9 protein-coding genes, 1 pseudogene and 1 CRISPR repeat array are annotated in these 15,125 nt (G+C 69.1%); of the genes and pseudogenes, 2 read left to right on the top strand and 8 right to left on the bottom strand.

Going from position 1 to position 15,125, the window contains the following annotated elements; all coding sequences use genetic code 11:
* Positions 1 to 22 precede the first annotated feature (22 nt).
* Positions 23 to 1,087, bottom strand: a complete 1,065-nt coding sequence (locus JHL17_RS13605; protein WP_200193945.1) for a TIGR03032 family protein — start codon at positions 1,085 to 1,087, stop codon at positions 23 to 25.
* 332 nt (positions 1,088 to 1,419) lie between these two features.
* Between JHL17_RS13605 and JHL17_RS13600 the strand changes: the two genes are divergently transcribed.
* Positions 1,420 to 3,243, top strand: coding sequence for a tetratricopeptide repeat protein (locus JHL17_RS13600; RefSeq protein WP_200193943.1), 1,824 nt, complete (start codon positions 1,420 to 1,422; stop codon positions 3,241 to 3,243).
* A gap of 15 nt (positions 3,244 to 3,258) precedes the next feature.
* On the opposite strand, the gene JHL17_RS13595 is transcribed toward JHL17_RS13600, so the two are convergent.
* On the bottom strand, positions 3,259 to 4,275 hold the full coding sequence (locus JHL17_RS13595; protein ID WP_345773804.1) for an aldo/keto reductase: 1,017 nt from the start codon (positions 4,273 to 4,275) through the stop codon (positions 3,259 to 3,261).
* Between the two features lie 172 nt (positions 4,276 to 4,447).
* Here JHL17_RS13595 and JHL17_RS13590 point away from each other — a divergent pair.
* Positions 4,448 to 5,272 (top strand): annotated as a pseudogene (locus JHL17_RS13590) (LysR family transcriptional regulator); the annotation flags it as partial.
* Between the two features lie 79 nt (positions 5,273 to 5,351).
* Positions 5,352 to 9,450: a CRISPR direct-repeat array (repeat unit 32 nt; unit sequence GTTTCAATCCACGCCCCCGCGAAGGGGGCGAC).
* Between the two features lie 172 nt (positions 9,451 to 9,622).
* On the opposite strand, the gene cas2 reads toward JHL17_RS13590, so the two are convergent.
* From cas2 to cas5c, 6 genes are read right to left on the bottom strand one after another with little or no spacing between them, the layout of a single operon-like run.
* Positions 9,623 to 9,913, bottom strand: coding sequence for a CRISPR-associated endonuclease Cas2 (gene cas2 / locus JHL17_RS13585; protein ID WP_200193939.1), 291 nt, complete (start codon positions 9,911 to 9,913; stop codon positions 9,623 to 9,625).
* A gap of 6 nt (positions 9,914 to 9,919) precedes the next feature.
* Positions 9,920 to 10,960, bottom strand: a complete 1,041-nt coding sequence (gene cas1c / locus JHL17_RS13580) for a type I-C CRISPR-associated endonuclease Cas1c (RefSeq protein ID WP_200193937.1) — start codon at positions 10,958 to 10,960, stop codon at positions 9,920 to 9,922.
* A 4-nt stretch (positions 10,961 to 10,964) separates the two neighbouring features.
* Positions 10,965 to 11,654: a CRISPR-associated protein Cas4 gene (gene cas4, locus JHL17_RS13575; protein ID WP_200193935.1), complete on the bottom strand. Its 690-nt coding sequence runs from the start codon at positions 11,652 to 11,654 to the stop codon at positions 10,965 to 10,967.
* 36 nt (positions 11,655 to 11,690) lie between these two features.
* Positions 11,691 to 12,644 carry a type I-C CRISPR-associated protein Cas7/Csd2 gene (gene cas7c, locus JHL17_RS13570; protein ID WP_200193933.1) on the bottom strand — a complete coding sequence of 318 codons (954 nt, stop codon included), beginning with the start codon at positions 12,642 to 12,644 and terminating at the stop codon, positions 11,691 to 11,693.
* Between the two features lie 3 nt (positions 12,645 to 12,647).
* On the bottom strand, positions 12,648 to 14,456 hold the full coding sequence (gene cas8c, locus JHL17_RS13565; RefSeq protein ID WP_200193931.1) for a type I-C CRISPR-associated protein Cas8c/Csd1: 1,809 nt from the start codon (positions 14,454 to 14,456) through the stop codon (positions 12,648 to 12,650).
* On the bottom strand, positions 14,453 to 15,115 hold the full coding sequence (gene cas5c / locus JHL17_RS13560) for a type I-C CRISPR-associated protein Cas5c (protein ID WP_425599609.1): 663 nt from the start codon (positions 15,113 to 15,115) through the stop codon (positions 14,453 to 14,455). The genes cas8c and cas5c overlap by 4 nt, the downstream gene beginning before the upstream one ends.
* Positions 15,116 to 15,125 lie beyond the last annotated feature (10 nt).

Below are 15,125 nucleotides of genomic sequence, written 5' to 3'. Positions count from 1 at the left end.
CCGGCCGCCATGAGACGTCCGGTCATTTCGGAAGCTCCGTTGGAATGGCCACCGCTTCGGCCAGCGCCCGCGCGTCGAGCAGCCCCACCGCCTCCGCACGCCGCACGCCGGGAAGGATGGCGACGTCGTACAGCTCGTTCACGGTGTGACGGAGCCACAGCATGTGCGCCAAGGTTCCGCTCTCGGTATCCACCACCGCCAGCCCGCATTGCGCGGGAATCCCCGCCCGATCCAGCGCCGGTCCGAGCGGCAGCCCGCTCAGCGTTCCGTGATCGCCCCGTGCACGCGAGAGCCCGACGACCGCCCATTTCCCATGGAAGGCCAGTCCGCGTGCGAAGCCCGGGCAAAAGCAGGCCGGCTCGAAGCGGCCGCTCTCGTCCACCGTCCCAAGCTCGCCGGTGCCGGAATTGAGCAGCCAAAGCCGGCCGCGGTGCAGGCGCGGGGAATGCGGCATCGACAGCCCGGCACCGGCGATCTCGCCCGACGGGACGTCGATCAGCACGCCGCCGTCGGCCCGGCGCTCGCGCCAACCCTCGATGACATCACAACGGCCCAGCGCCGTCGCGAAGGCCGGCCGGCCGCCTTCGTCGAGAGCGACCCCGTTCAGATGGCAGCGGTCTTCGTTGCGCAGGGTGGAAATGAAGGCGGGCTTCCAGATCGGGCGAAAGCCCCGGTCGGCATCTGGGACGGCAAGACAGCTGAATCGCGTGTTCACGAAGACCGGAATACCGTCCCGTCCGACTGCGATGTCGTGGATGTCGACATCGCCGGTCATGTATCCCAGCCGCGGCACATAGAGACGGTCGGCACCGGACACTGTGCGGTCGGAAGGTTGCAGCGCGTTGGCGAAACGCCAGAGATGGGAGTGTCCGCCGACCCACAGCGCGCCGCCGTCGACGCACAGGCCCTGGCAGCGCTGCACCATCCGCTCATGGGCCTTCAGTCGTCCGTCTTCGCCCAGCCCGAGGAAGAAGAGCCGGTGCGCCTCGTAGGTCGAGAAGGCGATCGCGCAGCCGGCGGCTTCCAGCCACTCGGGCAGCTGCGGCGTGCCTTCCAGCAGGGGGCGGGATCGTTCCTCGGCTGCCATCCGATCGCTCTCCATCGTCCTTCGACGATCATCCCAGGTGATTCGTTAAAATGCGTTCCATCTCGATGGTAAATTGTTTGGAGTCGAAGGCGATATCCCATGAAATGGGGAGGTCCCGCGGCCAAGGATGGAAGTAAGCTAAGCCAGCGATCGGCAAATCGATGACCAAAGGTAGAAGGGCCGGACATGGTGCACAAACTTCGGCTGCGGAATCGGACGAAGACGGATACCGTGTCGGAATGGACGGCATCTTCTCCGTCATTTTGCACCGCACACAGAGTCTCCCGCTAACCACGCCGCAAGTCCGGCCGCTCCCGGAAGGACGCCCTTTCATGCCCGCAGCGCCCTCCGGTTTCGCCGATCACGCCGTCGCCCTCACCCACCGCGGCGCCGCGGCGCTGGCCGACGGGCAGGACGCGCTGGCCGCCACCTGTTTCACGACTGCGGCCGTGCTGGCGCCGCACCGGGCGAGCATCTGGCACAATCTCGGCGAAGCGCGCCGTACCTTGGGCCATGTGGCCGGCGCGGAGCAGGCCTACCGCCATGCCTTGCGGCTGCGCCCCGCCTATCCGAAGGCCTGGGCCGGGCTGGCGGCGCTGCTGCGGAAATCCCGGCGTCCCAAGGCGGCGGCACGGGCGACGATCCGGGCCCTGGTGCTCGATCCCGCCTTCGCCGAGGGCTGGTCGATCGCCGGTACGATGCTGTCGGAGCGGCGGGCGATGGAGCGTCTGGCCGTCGTCCAGCGCCGGGTGGTACGGCTGGCCCCGGACAGCCCGCCGGCATGGCTCGCCCTGGCCGCCGCGCTCAACGAGACAATGGAGGTCGAGAGGGCGGGAGGCGAAGCGGCGGAGCCGCCTCTCCCCCTCGCCTGCGTGCGGCGGGCGATCGCGCTGTCTCCCGGGCAACCGGCGGGGTACGTGAACCAAGCCGGCTTCCTGATCCGGCAAGGCAGGCTCGACGCGGCACTGGCGGTCCATGCCCGGCTGCGGCGGCTGGTTCCGCTGGAGGGCCATGCGGAGGCCGGCGACAGCCTGGTGGCGAGCCTGCGCGGCGACGTCGCGACGGCGGTATCGCTGGCCCGCCGGTCGCTGGTGCTGCAACCGGCCTCCGCCGCGACCCTCGTCACCCTGTCCCTGGCCGAACATGACAGCGGACGGACGGATCTGGCGCACCGCGGCAACCGGCGCGCCGTCGCGCTCGACCCCGAAGGCGACGCCGCGCGCTTCAACCTCTCCATGGTGCTGCTGGCGCAGGGCGACTTCGCAGAGGGCTGGCGCCTCTACGAATCGCGCTGGCGGATGGAGCGCACCACCTATCCGGCCCATGCCCCGCCCTGGCAGGGCGGCGACCCGGCGGGACGCTCGATCCTCCTGGTCGCCGAACAGGGACAAGGCGACACGCTGCACTTCGTCCGCTATGCACCGATGCTGGCGGCACTGGGCGCCCGGGTCCATCTGATGGTGCAGCCGTCGCTGGTCCGGCTGCTGTCGAGACTTCCCGGCATCGCCTCGGTACGGTCGCTCGCCGAAGCGCCCCCGGCCTGCGACGCCTGCATCCCCCTGCTCAGCCTGCCGCTGGTCTTCGGCACTAGCCTGGCGACCATCCCGGCGACCGTCCCCTATCTGCATGCCGCCGACCGGGATCGCGGCGGCTGGCGACGCAGGCTGGCCGGCGAACGGCGGCGGAAGGTCGGGCTGGTCTGGGCGGGGTCGTCGCATGACGGGCAATTCATCGCCCATATGACCGACCGGCGGCGCAGCGTGGCCCTGGCCGCCCTGGCTCCGCTCGCCGACGTCCCGGGCGTGGCCTTCTACAGCCTGCAGAAGGGGCCGCCGACGGACGAGGCGCCGCCGCCCGGCCTGGACCTCACCGACTGGATGGGCGCGGCCGACGATTTCGCCGACACCGCCGCGCTGGTCGCGGAACTCGACCTCGTCATCAGCGTCGACACCTCGGTGTGCCATCTGGCGGGAGCGCTGGCCCGGCCGGTCTGGATGCTGTCGCGCCACGACGCCTGCTGGCGCTGGCTGCGCGACCGCGCGGACAGTCCGTGGTATCCGACCATGCGCCTGTTCCGCCAGGACCGGCCGGGCGACTGGCCCCCCGTCATCGCCCGCGTCCGCACCGCCCTGGCGGAATGGGCGGAACGGCGATGACCCTGCCCTCCCACGTCATCCCGGCCGGCCCGTGAAGTCGGGCATCGGATTGAGTCGCGCGAACCCCTCCTGGGTGCGGTAGGGATAGTAGGGATAGGCCGGCATCACGTCGCTGGCGGCATCGAGGCGCGCGATCTGTCCGGACTCGAGCCTCCAGCCGACGGCGCCCAGATTGTCGCGCAGCTGCGCCTCGTTGCGGGCGCCGATGATCACCGAGGAGACGGTCGGTCGGGCGAGCAGCCAGGCGATCGCCACCTGCGGAACGCTGCGCCCGGTCTCCGCCGCCACAGCGTCCAGCGCGTCGACGATGCGGTAGAGCCGCTCCTCCCCGACCGGCGGCCCCCACTGGGCGGTGTCGTGGAGACGGCTGCCCGGGGGGACCGGCTCGCCGCGCCGGATCCTGCCGGTCAGCCGCCCCCAGCCGAGCGGGCTCCAGACCAGCGCGCCGACCTTCTGGTCGAGGCCGAGCGGCATCAGCTCCCATTCATAGTCGCGCCCGGTCAGCGAATAATGGACCTGATGGGCGACATGGCGCGGCCAGCCATGGCGGTCGGCGGCGGCGAGCGACTTCATCAGATGCCAGCCCGAAAAATTCGAGGCGCCGACATGGCGGATTTTCCCGGCGCGGACCAGGGTGTCCAGCGTGTGCAGCACCTCCTCCACCGGCGTGACGGCGTCGAAGGCGTGCAGGTGCAGCAGGTCGATGTAATCCGTGCCGAGCCGCCGGAGCGCCGCCTCCACCGCGCCGATCAGCCGGTGCCGGGAGACGCCCGCGTCGTTCGGCCCGTCGCCCATCGGCAGCCCGGTCTTGGTCGAGATCAGGACCTGATCGCGCCGGCCGCGGATGGCGGCGCCGAGCACCTCCTCCGAGGCACCGTCGGAATAGACGTCGGCGCTGTCGAACAGCGTGACACCGGCCTCCAGGCAGATGTCGACCAGCCGGCGGGCGTCGGCGGCGTCGCTGGTCCCCCAGGCCGAGAACAGCGGTCCCTTGCCGCCGAAGGTGCCGGTCCCGAAGCTGAGAGCGGGCACCCTGAGGCCCGAGGCACCAAGTGTGCGGTATTCCATATCCCGTCCTTCCCCTTGCCGTAACGATGGCGATTTCCTTCGCCGGCCTGACAGAGGATATAGCCGACGAGGCTTCCGTGAATTAGGCTGCCGCCGGTTACAGGACTTGTGACGCGGGGTCATCATCGTGGCGCGGATGGAGGTCAATCGGGCGGCCGAGATGGAGGTTTTCGTCCGGGTCGTCGATCTCGGCGGCTTCACTACGGCGGCCCATGCCTGCGGCCTGACCCCGTCGGGCGTCAGCAAGCTCGTCACCCGGCTGGAGGCGCGGCTCGGCACGCGGCTGCTCCACCGCTCGACCCGCCGCCTCGTCCTGACTCCGGAGGGCGAGGCGTTCCATGCCCGCGCGCTGCGCATCCTGGGCGAGATGGAGGAGGCCGAGCGGGAGGCCTCGGCCGGCGCGGTGCCGCGCGGACATCTGCGCGTCAACTGCAACGTCCCCTTCGGCATGCGCATCCTGATGCCGCGGGTGCCCGGGTTCCTTGCCGCCCATCCCGGCATCACCATCGACCTCGTGCTGTCTGATGCCGTGGCCGACCTGATGGAGGAACGCGCCGACGTGGCGATCCGGACCGGACCGCTGCGCGATTCCGGCCTGATGGCCCGCAAGCTGGGAAGCGCCCGCATGGTGGTGGTCGCCGCCCCGGCCTATCTGGACAGGCAGGGGACGCCGGCACATCCCGCCGACCTCGCCCGCCATGCCGGCATCGGCTGGACCTTTCCGCGCGCCATCGCCGGCTGGCCCTTCCGGACGGACGGCGGGATCGTGGAGCATGCGCCGCCCGCCGTTGCCCGGGCGAGCGACGGCGAAGCGGCGCGCCTGCTCGCCCTGGGCGGCATCGGGCTGGCGCGTCTGGCCCGCTTCCAAGTGGAGGCCGACCTCGCCGCCGGAACGCTGGCGCCGGTGCTGGAGGACAGGAACCCCGGCGGCGGCGAGGACATCCACGCCGTCTATCTCGGCGGCACCGGCCCCCTGCCCGCCCGCGTCCGCGCCTTCCTCGACTTCGCCGCGGAGCACTGCCGTCTTCCGGACTTTCCCGGTTTCAATCCACGCCTCCGCGTAGGAGGCGACTAGCTCTTGGGTCCGACCATTTCATTGTAGGCAAGTTTCAATCCACGCCCCCGTAAAGGGAGCGACGATCCTGCCCGCCCTCACCATAATACTTGGTCAGGTTTCAACCCACGCCCCCGCGAAGGGAGCGACCCTCGCTCAGTCCGACAACGACGATCACGCCATCGTTTCAATCCACGCCCCCGCGAAGGGAGCGACGACCCGCCAGCATGTCATGGAGGCGGTGGGCTGGCTGTTTCAATCCACGCCCCCGCGAAGGGAGCGACTCTCGGATTTCATAGATTGCGCCGCTCGCCCCACGGTTTCAATCCACGCCCCCGCGAAGGGGGCGACTTTCGTCGGTTCTGGCGACATTCAGCATCCTGCAGTTTCAATCCACGCCCCCGCGAAGGGGGCGACCATTGATATCGCACGTACCGTCATCGTGGCAGGTGTTTCAATCCACGCCCCCGCGAAGGGGGCGACGAGGTGCCGAACCGGGCTTGGACATCCATGCCGGCGTTTCAATCCACGCCCCCGCGAAGGGGGCGACCATGACGGCCATGGTGCCGTCGCCGTTGACCGCGTTTCAATCCACGCCCCCGCGAAGGGGGCGACCAGCGGCTCGACACCCGCGTCGCGCTGATCGAGCAGGTTTCAATCCACGCCCCCGCGAAGGGGGCGACGGGGTGCGGCATGATCCTCCGTCCCTACCAGCGCAAGTTTCAATCCACGCCCCCGCGAAGGGGGCGACGGACTGGCATCGGCCGTCCGCAGGTCGTGCAGCTGTTTCAATCCACGCCCCCGCGAAGGGGGCGACCGGACAAGCGGCGCGAGATGGCTCGGGTGCTGGTGTTTCAATCCACGCCCCCGCGAAGGGGGCGACCGTCAGCAGGGCATAAGCGCCGCTGCCATCGTCCAGTTTCAATCCACGCCCCCGCGAAGGGGGCGACCGTCAGCAGGGCATAAGCGCCGCTGCCATCGTCCAGTTTCAATCCACGCCCCCGCGAAGGGGGCGACCGACGCCTTCCGCGGCCTCGCGATGTCCTACAAGGTTTCAATCCACGCCCCCGCGAAGGGGGCGACCGGACCAGATCAGGGCGGCGGTGCCGATCCGAAAGTTTCAATCCACGCCCCCGCGAAGGGGGCGACTGCCGGACAACTTTTTCGCCCGCTCGGTTCCTGCTGTTTCAATCCACGCCCCCGCGAAGGGGGCGACTCGTCGGCGCGCATGAGACGCGCTGGACCCAGGAGTTTCAATCCACGCCCCCGCGAAGGGGGCGACGCGTCAGCAGGGCATAAGCGCCGCTGCCATCGTCCAGTTTCAATCCACGCCCCCGCGAAGGGGGCGACTGGGGGAGGGGAGGGGGAGCGCAGGCGGCGCTTGTTTCAATCCACGCCCCCGCGAAGGGGGCGACGCGCGCCAAGCGGGCGCGGTGAGGACATGGCGAAGTTTCAATCCACGCCCCCGCGAAGGGGGCGACATAGGCGCCAGAGGGCAAGTCCCGCCGCACAGGAGTTTCAATCCACGCCCCCGCGAAGGGGGCGACCCGCCAGTCCTCAAGGCCTCGCTGGCCATGGTAGCCGTTTCAATCCACGCCCCCGCGAAGGGGGCGACCGGTCGCCTTGGTCGCGGCCAGCTGCGCCTCGATGGTTTCAATCCACGCCCCCGCGAAGGGGGCGACCGTTCATGCAGATGGCGCTGCGCGGCGTTCAGCGCGTTTCAATCCACGCCCCCGCGAAGGGGGCGACAAGGCCGACGGCTGGTTCGTGACCTACATGTCAGCGTTTCAATCCACGCCCCCGCGAAGGGGGCGACGACCAGATCATGGCGGCGTCGATCCTGCCGCACCGTTTCAATCCACGCCCCCGCGAAGGGGGCGACTCGAGCAGGCGGGCGACCTCCAGCGGCATGAACCTGTTTCAATCCACGCCCCCGCGAAGGGGGCGACTGGCGCCGGGCGGCCTACGGCAGGCCAAGCTGGTGTTTCAATCCACGCCCCCGCGAAGGGGGCGACGGTGCGTACCGCAGTCTTTGATCGGATCGATGAGGTGTTTCAATCCACGCCCCCGCGAAGGGGGCGACCCCACCATCCGCGTGACCTCCCCGATCCTCGACCCGTTTCAATCCACGCCCCCGCGAAGGGGGCGACGAGCGCACCTATAATATATTTTATAGGTTAGCCATGGTTTCAATCCACGCCCCCGCGAAGGGGGCGACGGCCGCGTCTCAGCCGCGCCGGGGCAGGTTGGGAGGTTTCAATCCACGCCCCCGCGAAGGGGGCGACCCGCGCAACGCGGCAATGCCCGGCCCCTTGATCCCGTTTCAATCCACGCCCCCGCGAAGGGGGCGACCCCATGCGACAAAATCCGGCAGGGCACCGAACCCGTTTCAATCCACGCCCCCGCGAAGGGGGCGACGGAGCCTGCAAACGTGGCTCCCGCAGAGAACGACAGTTTCAATCCACGCCCCCGCGAAGGGGGCGACCCAGCGCGAATGCGGAAGTCGCCGACGAGAGGGGTTTCAATCCACGCCCCCGCGAAGGGGGCGACGACAGCATGCGGATCGCCCACAGCTTCGAGGCGGCGTTTCAATCCACGCCCCCGCGAAGGGGGCGACACGTCCTGCCGGGCGACGCGGAAGCCTTTCAAAACGTTTCAATCCACGCCCCCGCGAAGGGGGCGACTCGTAGCAGTCGCGGAGGTCGGACAGGGTGTTGGTGTTTCAATCCACGCCCCCGCGAAGGGGGCGACCAGTCACCAGCGACAGGCCAATGCCGATGCAGAGTTTCAATCCACGCCCCCGCGAAGGGGGCGACTCTGGTCGCCAAGTGCTCGGCAGTACCAGTAGTGGTTTCAATCCACGCCCCCGCGAAGGGGGCGACCGCAGCGGGTCGACCCTGATACCGCCCCTGGAATAGTTTCAATCCACGCCCCCGCGAAGGGGGCGACCAACGCGCGCCCTGTGCGAGCATGGCCTGCCGATGTTTCAATCCACGCCCCCGCGAAGGGGGCGACGTCTTGTGGTGCGGCTTCACGCCGCGTTCAGCGAGGTTTCAATCCACGCCCCCGCGAAGGGGGCGACGCCACCAGACGGCGACGGTCAACGGCATGGCCCAGTTTCAATCCACGCCCCCGCGAAGGGGGCGACCAATGTTCGGCTCCGTCCTCAAGGGGATGCGGGAGTTTCAATCCACGCCCCCGCGAAGGGGGCGACGCGTCGATGCTGGCGCCGAGAGCAACGTCCTTGCTGTTTCAATCCACGCCCCCGCGAAGGGGGCGACTTGACGCCCTCGCCGGATTTCCCGACATGCCGGGTTTCAATCCACGCCCCCGCGAAGGGGGCGACCGCCCACCGTCATCGATATCCACTGAGATCGCGGCCGTTTCAATCCACGCCCCCGCGAAGGGGGCGACGCCCATCGCGTCCAACTCTGGCTCAAACTTCGCCTTGTTTCAATCCACGCCCCCGCGAAGGGGGCGACCATTGGTTAGGCCTCCGCCGGAAGGAGAGAGCGGAGGTTTCAATCCACGCCCCCGCGAAGGGGGCGACACTGCCGAAAGCGCTGGGTCGCCGTCTGGCCGCTGGTTTCAATCCACGCCCCCGCGAAGGGGGCGACTTGGCGACCATGACGATCATCACCATCGCGACGTCGTTTCAATCCACGCCCCCGCGAAGGGGGCGACAGGTGGTGCGCCGGAAAGCAGACCGACCTGGCCGGTTTCAATCCACGCCCCCGCGAAGGGGGCGACGCCAGCACCGCGATCATCTACCACGACGACGGCAGCGTTTCAATCCACGCCCCCGCGAAGGGGGCGACCTCCAGACCACGCGGGCGCGGTCGGATCGCTGCAACGTTTCAATCCACGCCCCCGCGAAGGGGGCGACCCCCCTGGCGGCGGAAAGGCCGCGGGTGGACGCCAGTTTCAATCCACGCCCCCGCGAAGGGGGCGACTGACGGCGTCGTCGAAGAGGCCGGCGGGAACAGCGTTTCAATCCACGCCCCCGCGAAGGGGGCGACAAATCTCCAGTGTCGTAATCAGCGTCTTGGGGGCGTTTCAATCCACGCCCCCGCGAAGGGGGCGACTGCCAATCAATATCCACTTGTTCAGGAACCCACAATCCCGGATCGAGCGCGAACCACCCCACGCGCCCTGCCCGGCCGGGCGTCGATCACGATGCCACCGAAGCCAACCCATTGAAAGCATTGCGCTGCGAACCTCCCGGGACTTTCATGTCCGCTTGGGGTTCGCGCAGGCTCAGAACACCAGCGTGCCGTCGAGGTCCAGGGTGGGTTTGGCGCCGACATGCTCGATGCGGCGGCTCGCATTGGCGCCGAGATGGTAGAAGCGCAGGCTGTCGGTGCCGGGGTCGATCTCGCCGATCAGCCGGGCGCGCAGCGCGGTCCATTGTGCCGGATCGACCTCGCATTCGAATACGGAAAACTGCACGCGCTGGCCGAAATCCCGACAGGCCTTGGCGACCCGGCGCAAGCGGCGGCGGCCGGCGGCGTCCTGGGTGTTCACGTCATAGGTGATCAGCATCAGCATGGCCGGTCACTTCCAGAGGAACGGCGGGTAGCCGTCGAGGTCGCCGCGCAGATGGCGGGCCAGCAGCTGGGCCTGGATGTGCGGGACCAACCCCAAACTGACTTTCTCGTCCAGGAACGGGTGGGTGATCTCGTCCTTCTTGCGCTCCTGATAGGCGGCAAGCACCGCCTTGCGGGCATCGTCGCACAGCAGGACGGCACCGCCCTCCATATAGGTGAAGTCCTTCGATCCGATCTGCTGGCGGTTGATCAGCGTGAGGGCCACCCGGTCGGCCAGCACCGGGCGGAACTCCTCCATCAGGTCGAGCGCGAGACCGGCCCGGCCGGGACGGTCGCGATGCAGGAAACCGACCTGCGGGTCCAGGCCGACGGATTCCAGCGCCGAGCGGCAATCATGGCCGACCATGGCGTAGAGGAAGGACAAAAGGGCGTTGCAGGCATCCAGCGGCGGGCGCCGGCTGCGGCCGCGGAAGCGGAAGGCGTCGTCGTCGCGGCGGATCAGATGGTCGAACGCACCGAAATAGGCGTTCGCGGCATCGCCTTCGTGACCGCGCGCGCTGTCGATGCTCTCCGCCCCCATCACCCGGCGGGCCACGTCCCCCAGCCGGCGTTGGGCGTCGTCGAGCGCCGCGCGGCCCGGCTCCGCCATCGAAGAGCCATGGTCCCGCAGGGCACGGCGCAGCACCGCGCGCTGGTTCGCCGCCTTGGCCGCCACGATGGCGCGGACGATGACCAGCCCGGCCTCCGGATCGTCGGCCAGCCGATACTGGCGCCGGCGCAGCAGCACGTTCCCGCTGCATGGCCCCTCCACCCGTGCCAGGAACTTGCCGTGCTCGCTCAGGAAGGAGACCGCCACCCCGGCTTCGGCGCAGGCGCCCATCAGCGGCGGCGACAGGCCGACCCGGCCGAAGCAGACGATGCCGCCCATCAAATGCATCGGCACGCGGCCGATTTCCCGCCGCTCCACCTCCACCACGATGTTGGCGCCGTCCTTGGTCAGCCACGCGCCTTCGGTGGTGACGAACATCGTATTCAAATGCTGGCGCATGGGATCAGGAGTCTCCCCGGTCGGTTTGCCCATGGCCGATTTCTTTATGGCTGTCGGGCGGCATCGCATCCTCCCCGTCTTCCAGCTGCCGGGCGAGCCAGCCGGCCACCGGCGGCGGGCGGCCCAGCCGGCGCGGACGGCAAAGCTCGATCATCGAACAGTTCCGGCATTTCGCCGCCTCGTACACCGGCGGCGGGGTCTGGCCGGACTCGAACATGGCGCGGACGGCCGCCGCCGTCCGCTCGGTCAGCCCGCGCAATTCGGCGTCGAGCCGGACCGCGACGCGTCGCCGGTTCTCTCCGTAGAAGAGAGCGCCCTCGGCGATCTCCGTCCGGAACATCTCCTCCAGGCAGATCGCCTGGGCACAGAGCTGCACCTCGTCCGCCCGGTGGGCCTTGGGCCGGCCGCGCTTGTACTCGACCGGGTAGGGCCGCTGGTCGGGGCCATGCAGCTCGACCAGATCGGCGATGCCGGCAAGGCCGAGCCGCCGCGACCGCAGCGGCATCGACCGCACCGTGCGGACGGCACCCCGTCTTTCCCGGCCGCCCGCATCCACCGCGTCGTGCAGCAGCCGGCCCTCCACGGTGAAGGCGTTCTCCCGCCACTGCCGTTCGACATGGATCAGGGCGCATTGACGCGGACAGAACAGCTGATGCTGCAAGGCCGACAGGGGAAGAAGATCATCCTCGTCCATACCGTCCCTCCGTCCCCGGCCAGCTGCCCGCGTCGGTCAGAACCGCTCGATCATCGTCACCCCGGCGGGCACGCGCTCCGCATCCAGGGTGATCCGATAATCGGCGAAACGGCGGGCCGGCGGCAGGTTGCCGGTGCCGGGACCGTCCAGATCGTAATCCTCGCCCTGGAAATGCCGCTTCACGGTGACGAGGTCGAACAGACGGTGGGCCGGGGCGTTGCCGAGCGCGCTGTCATGGCGGAACAGGACCAGCTTGCGGCCGGCCATCTCGCCGCGGGCGGCCGAACGGTCATGGTCGAACATTCCCTCCAGCGCGCTCCACAGCAGGTCGAGGTCGTCCCCGTCGAAGCCGGTCCCCTCCGCCAGCTTGGCGGAGATGTAGCCGTGGCAGCGATACAGGCCATAGGGGACGACATGCTTGCGCCCCATGGTGCGGTTGTCGCGGCGGCCGTCATCGGCAGGATCGCCGTCCTTGCGCTCCTTCGCCTCCTTCTCCGAGGTGGCGGCCATGCGGGTGATCGAAATCTCCAGCGGCAGGATCGGCTCCACCGAATGGGCGAAGGACAGCTGGACCGGTCCGCGCACCTGACCGCAATTGATGCTGGTGCTCATCACCGCGCCGAAGCTGCGGACGTCGAAGAAGTTGTCGCACATGAACCGGCGGACGGCCTTTTCCTCCGCCTCCTTGGGCGACAGCTTCTTCGCGCTCTCCACCTCCTTGTCGTCGGGACGGACGGCACGGTAGGCGGCGCGGTGCTTCTCGTTCAGGATCGCGCCTTCCTGGACATAGATGCCGTAACGCGGCTCGCCGTCGCGGCTGAGTGCGGCGAAGTTGCGGATCTTGCGCTTCAGGCAGACGTCGGTCACCAGGCCCTTGTTGGTTTCCGGGTCGAGCCGCGGCAGGTTGCCGGCGTCGGGATCGCCGTTCGGGTTGCCGTTGGTGACGTCGAACAGATAGACGAACTCGTAGCGGTTCTGGATCGCGGACATGGCTCAATCCTCGGAAACGGTCTGTTCGGTGGTGCCGGCCGGCTCGCCGGATGCGGCGGCCTTGCCGGAATAGCGCTGGTGGTAGTAGCCGATGGCGAAGCGCCCCTGGTCCTCGATGCGCAGCGAGCGCGGGAAGCCGCTGTCCAGCCCGCCGAGGATCTGGCCGATCTCGCCTTCGAACCAGCCGCCGAGCCGCGGCTTGTCGCCCTTGCGCAGCACCGCCAGATGGTGGTTGCTGTTGCGCAGCAGCATGGGGAAGACGCTGGCCGGGGTGGCCGACGCGGCGCCGAAATAGCGGTCGCGGATGCTGGCGTTCACGTCCCCCAGGGCCGCCCGCTGGGCGCCCTCCAGCACGGCGAACAGGCGGCCCAGCCGGTAGGCCGGGTTCGCCTCGTCTCGGTTCAGGCTCACGGGTATCTCCTCCGTCGTCTTCGTTCCCAGGCGGGAGTCGCGGTTCAGGCAGGCACGGCAGAGCGCGGCCTTGACGCCGTTCACCGCGTCGCCGGCCCGCATGCGGGTGATGACCGCCGCCAGCAGGCTGCGGGGGTAGCGGCCGCCGGTCAGGATGGCGCGCATCACCTCGCCGGCCAGTTGCGGCGCGATGTTCTCGGTCTTGCCGAGCGGAGCGGTTTCGCGCAGCAGCATCCAGACCGCCGGCGCGGTGCGCCAGGGCGAGGGCTCGATCTGCAGATCCCTCCAATGAAGGCCGACGCGCTTGGCGATCTCGGCGAAGCTGTCCTCCAGCCAGAAGCGCACCGACAGCCGGGCGATGTTCGGCGACAGGCCGAGCACGTAGAAGCGCGTCCGCTCGTCCAGCTCCGGTGCGATCTCCCGCACCGCAAGCCCCTGGCTGACCGGAAGCAGGGCGTTGCGGATCGCCTGCGCCTCGTCGGCATCCTCGGCCGGCGGCGGGCTGAGCAGATCGTGAAAAAGCACCTCCGCCTTGCGGGCGGAGTCCTCGCCACCGGACGTGTCGGCCCAGAACACCGTGGTCGCGTCGCCGATCGTCAGCCGGTTGCCGCTGCCCCGCGCCAGCAGCGCGTTCAACGCGGCGCCATAGCCGAAGGCCGCCGCCTCCGACACCGGCGCGTTCAGCCCCTGCTCCTTGCCATAGGAGGTGAAGGCGTCGTTGTTGAAGGAGACGATGGAGGCGCCGGAACTCTGCGCGTCCATCACCCCCTTGATCGCCGGATGCAGCCGGGCGATCGGCTGGCGCGTTCCCGTCACCAGACAGATCCCCTCCTCCCCGGCGCCGGCGGCCACCGCCCGTTCCCAGATGCGCCGGGCGGCGGGACGGTCGTGCAGGAAGCGCGGCTCCCCCCGGTCGTGCCGGTCGCCGTCGAGCATGAACATGAAGTTCTGGTCGAGCATGGCATCGGTGAAGCCGCAGCCCTCGAACCGGTCGGCCGACCAGCCGTCGAGGAAGCGCAACAGGGCGACCAGCCCGGCATCCTCGGTTCCGGCCAGCAGGCGGCGGTGCAGATCCTGGAAGGCCGCGTGGTTGCCGGGATGGGCCACCCGCTTCCGCGTCGCCTTGTCCAGCCCGAGGCCGAGCGCGAATTTCCCGTTGTCCCACAGGAAGAAGGAACGCGGCGTCGTTCCCGGACGCTTGAAGGATTGCGGCACCGCCACCGGGCGCGGTAACGCCTTCTTCCCCGACAGGCTCTGCCAGGGCAGGATCTTCAGCGGCTCGCCATCCGGCGACAGCACGATGATGTGGGCGATCCGCTCGGTCGAATAGCCGAAGGGCGGCACCTCGCCCCGGTCGGCCAGCCGGCCGTAATAGCCGTTGAGCGCAGCCAGGACGGTCATGACCGCACCTCCACCGAGTCGAGCGGCGGCACCGCCATCACGCCGTCGCGCAGCGCCGCGCGGAAGAACAGCGAGGTCATATCGTTGGCATGGTCGATGTCGAGCAGCATCCAGCCGAGGTCGCGGTCACGCTGGTCCGGCGGCAGTTCCGACAGCGGTGCGGCGCCATCCTCCAGCAGGGCGAAATTCGCCGGGAACTCGCGAACGCCGAGGCAAGGCTGCTGGAAGCATTGTCCGCCGGCCGCGCGTCGGTTGAACATCGACAGATGCTTGGCCTCGCTGTCGTCCGGCCCGGCGCAGTCCGTCAGTTCGAAATGGGCGTGGATGACATAGGCGACGTCGACCAGCAGGGTGGCGGCGCGCTGCTGCCGATTCTCCTCCGCCACCATGCGCAGTTCCTGCACCGCGCCGGCCTTCATCGCCTTGCGCACCGCCGCGGTCGGCACGCGCGATCCCACCTCGTTGCGGCGGATCGACTGGAAGCGGATCGGCTTCAGCACCTCGATGGCGTCGATCGCCCAGCGGATCGCCGGTTTCCAATGGACCGCCTCCAGGATGCCGCGCGCCGCCGACGGCGTCATGACTTCGTAGGACACCCGTTCGACCTTCATTTCCGGCCGGGTGAAGCAAGCGCGGTCGCCCCACACGTGAAGTTTCACGCCGTAGGCC

The organism is Azospirillum endophyticum (assembly GCF_016595245.1).
In the GTDB taxonomy this organism is placed as follows: Bacteria; Pseudomonadota; Alphaproteobacteria; order Azospirillales; family Azospirillaceae; genus Azospirillum; species Azospirillum endophyticum.
This window is presented reverse-complemented; position numbering and strand designations above follow the sequence as displayed.

Excerpts from the sequence above, each read along its gene's own strand:
- JHL17_RS13605 (WP_200193945.1), bottom strand. The coding sequence starts at position 1,087 with ATGGCAGCCGAGGAACGATCCCGCCCCCTGCTGGAAGGCACGCCGCAG.
- JHL17_RS13600 (WP_200193943.1), top strand. The coding sequence starts at position 1,420 with ATGCCCGCAGCGCCCTCCGGTTTCGCCGATCACGCCGTCGCCCTCACC.
- cas2 (WP_200193939.1), bottom strand. The coding sequence starts at position 9,913 with ATGCTGATGCTGATCACCTATGACGTGAACACCCAGGACGCCGCCGGC.
- cas1c (WP_200193937.1), bottom strand. The coding sequence starts at position 10,960 with ATGCGCCAGCATTTGAATACGATGTTCGTCACCACCGAAGGCGCGTGG.
- cas4 (WP_200193935.1), bottom strand. The coding sequence starts at position 11,654 with ATGGACGAGGATGATCTTCTTCCCCTGTCGGCCTTGCAGCATCAGCTG.
- cas7c (WP_200193933.1), bottom strand. The coding sequence starts at position 12,644 with ATGTCCGCGATCCAGAACCGCTACGAGTTCGTCTATCTGTTCGACGTC.
- cas8c (WP_200193931.1), bottom strand. The coding sequence starts at position 14,456 with ATGACCGTCCTGGCTGCGCTCAACGGCTATTACGGCCGGCTGGCCGAC.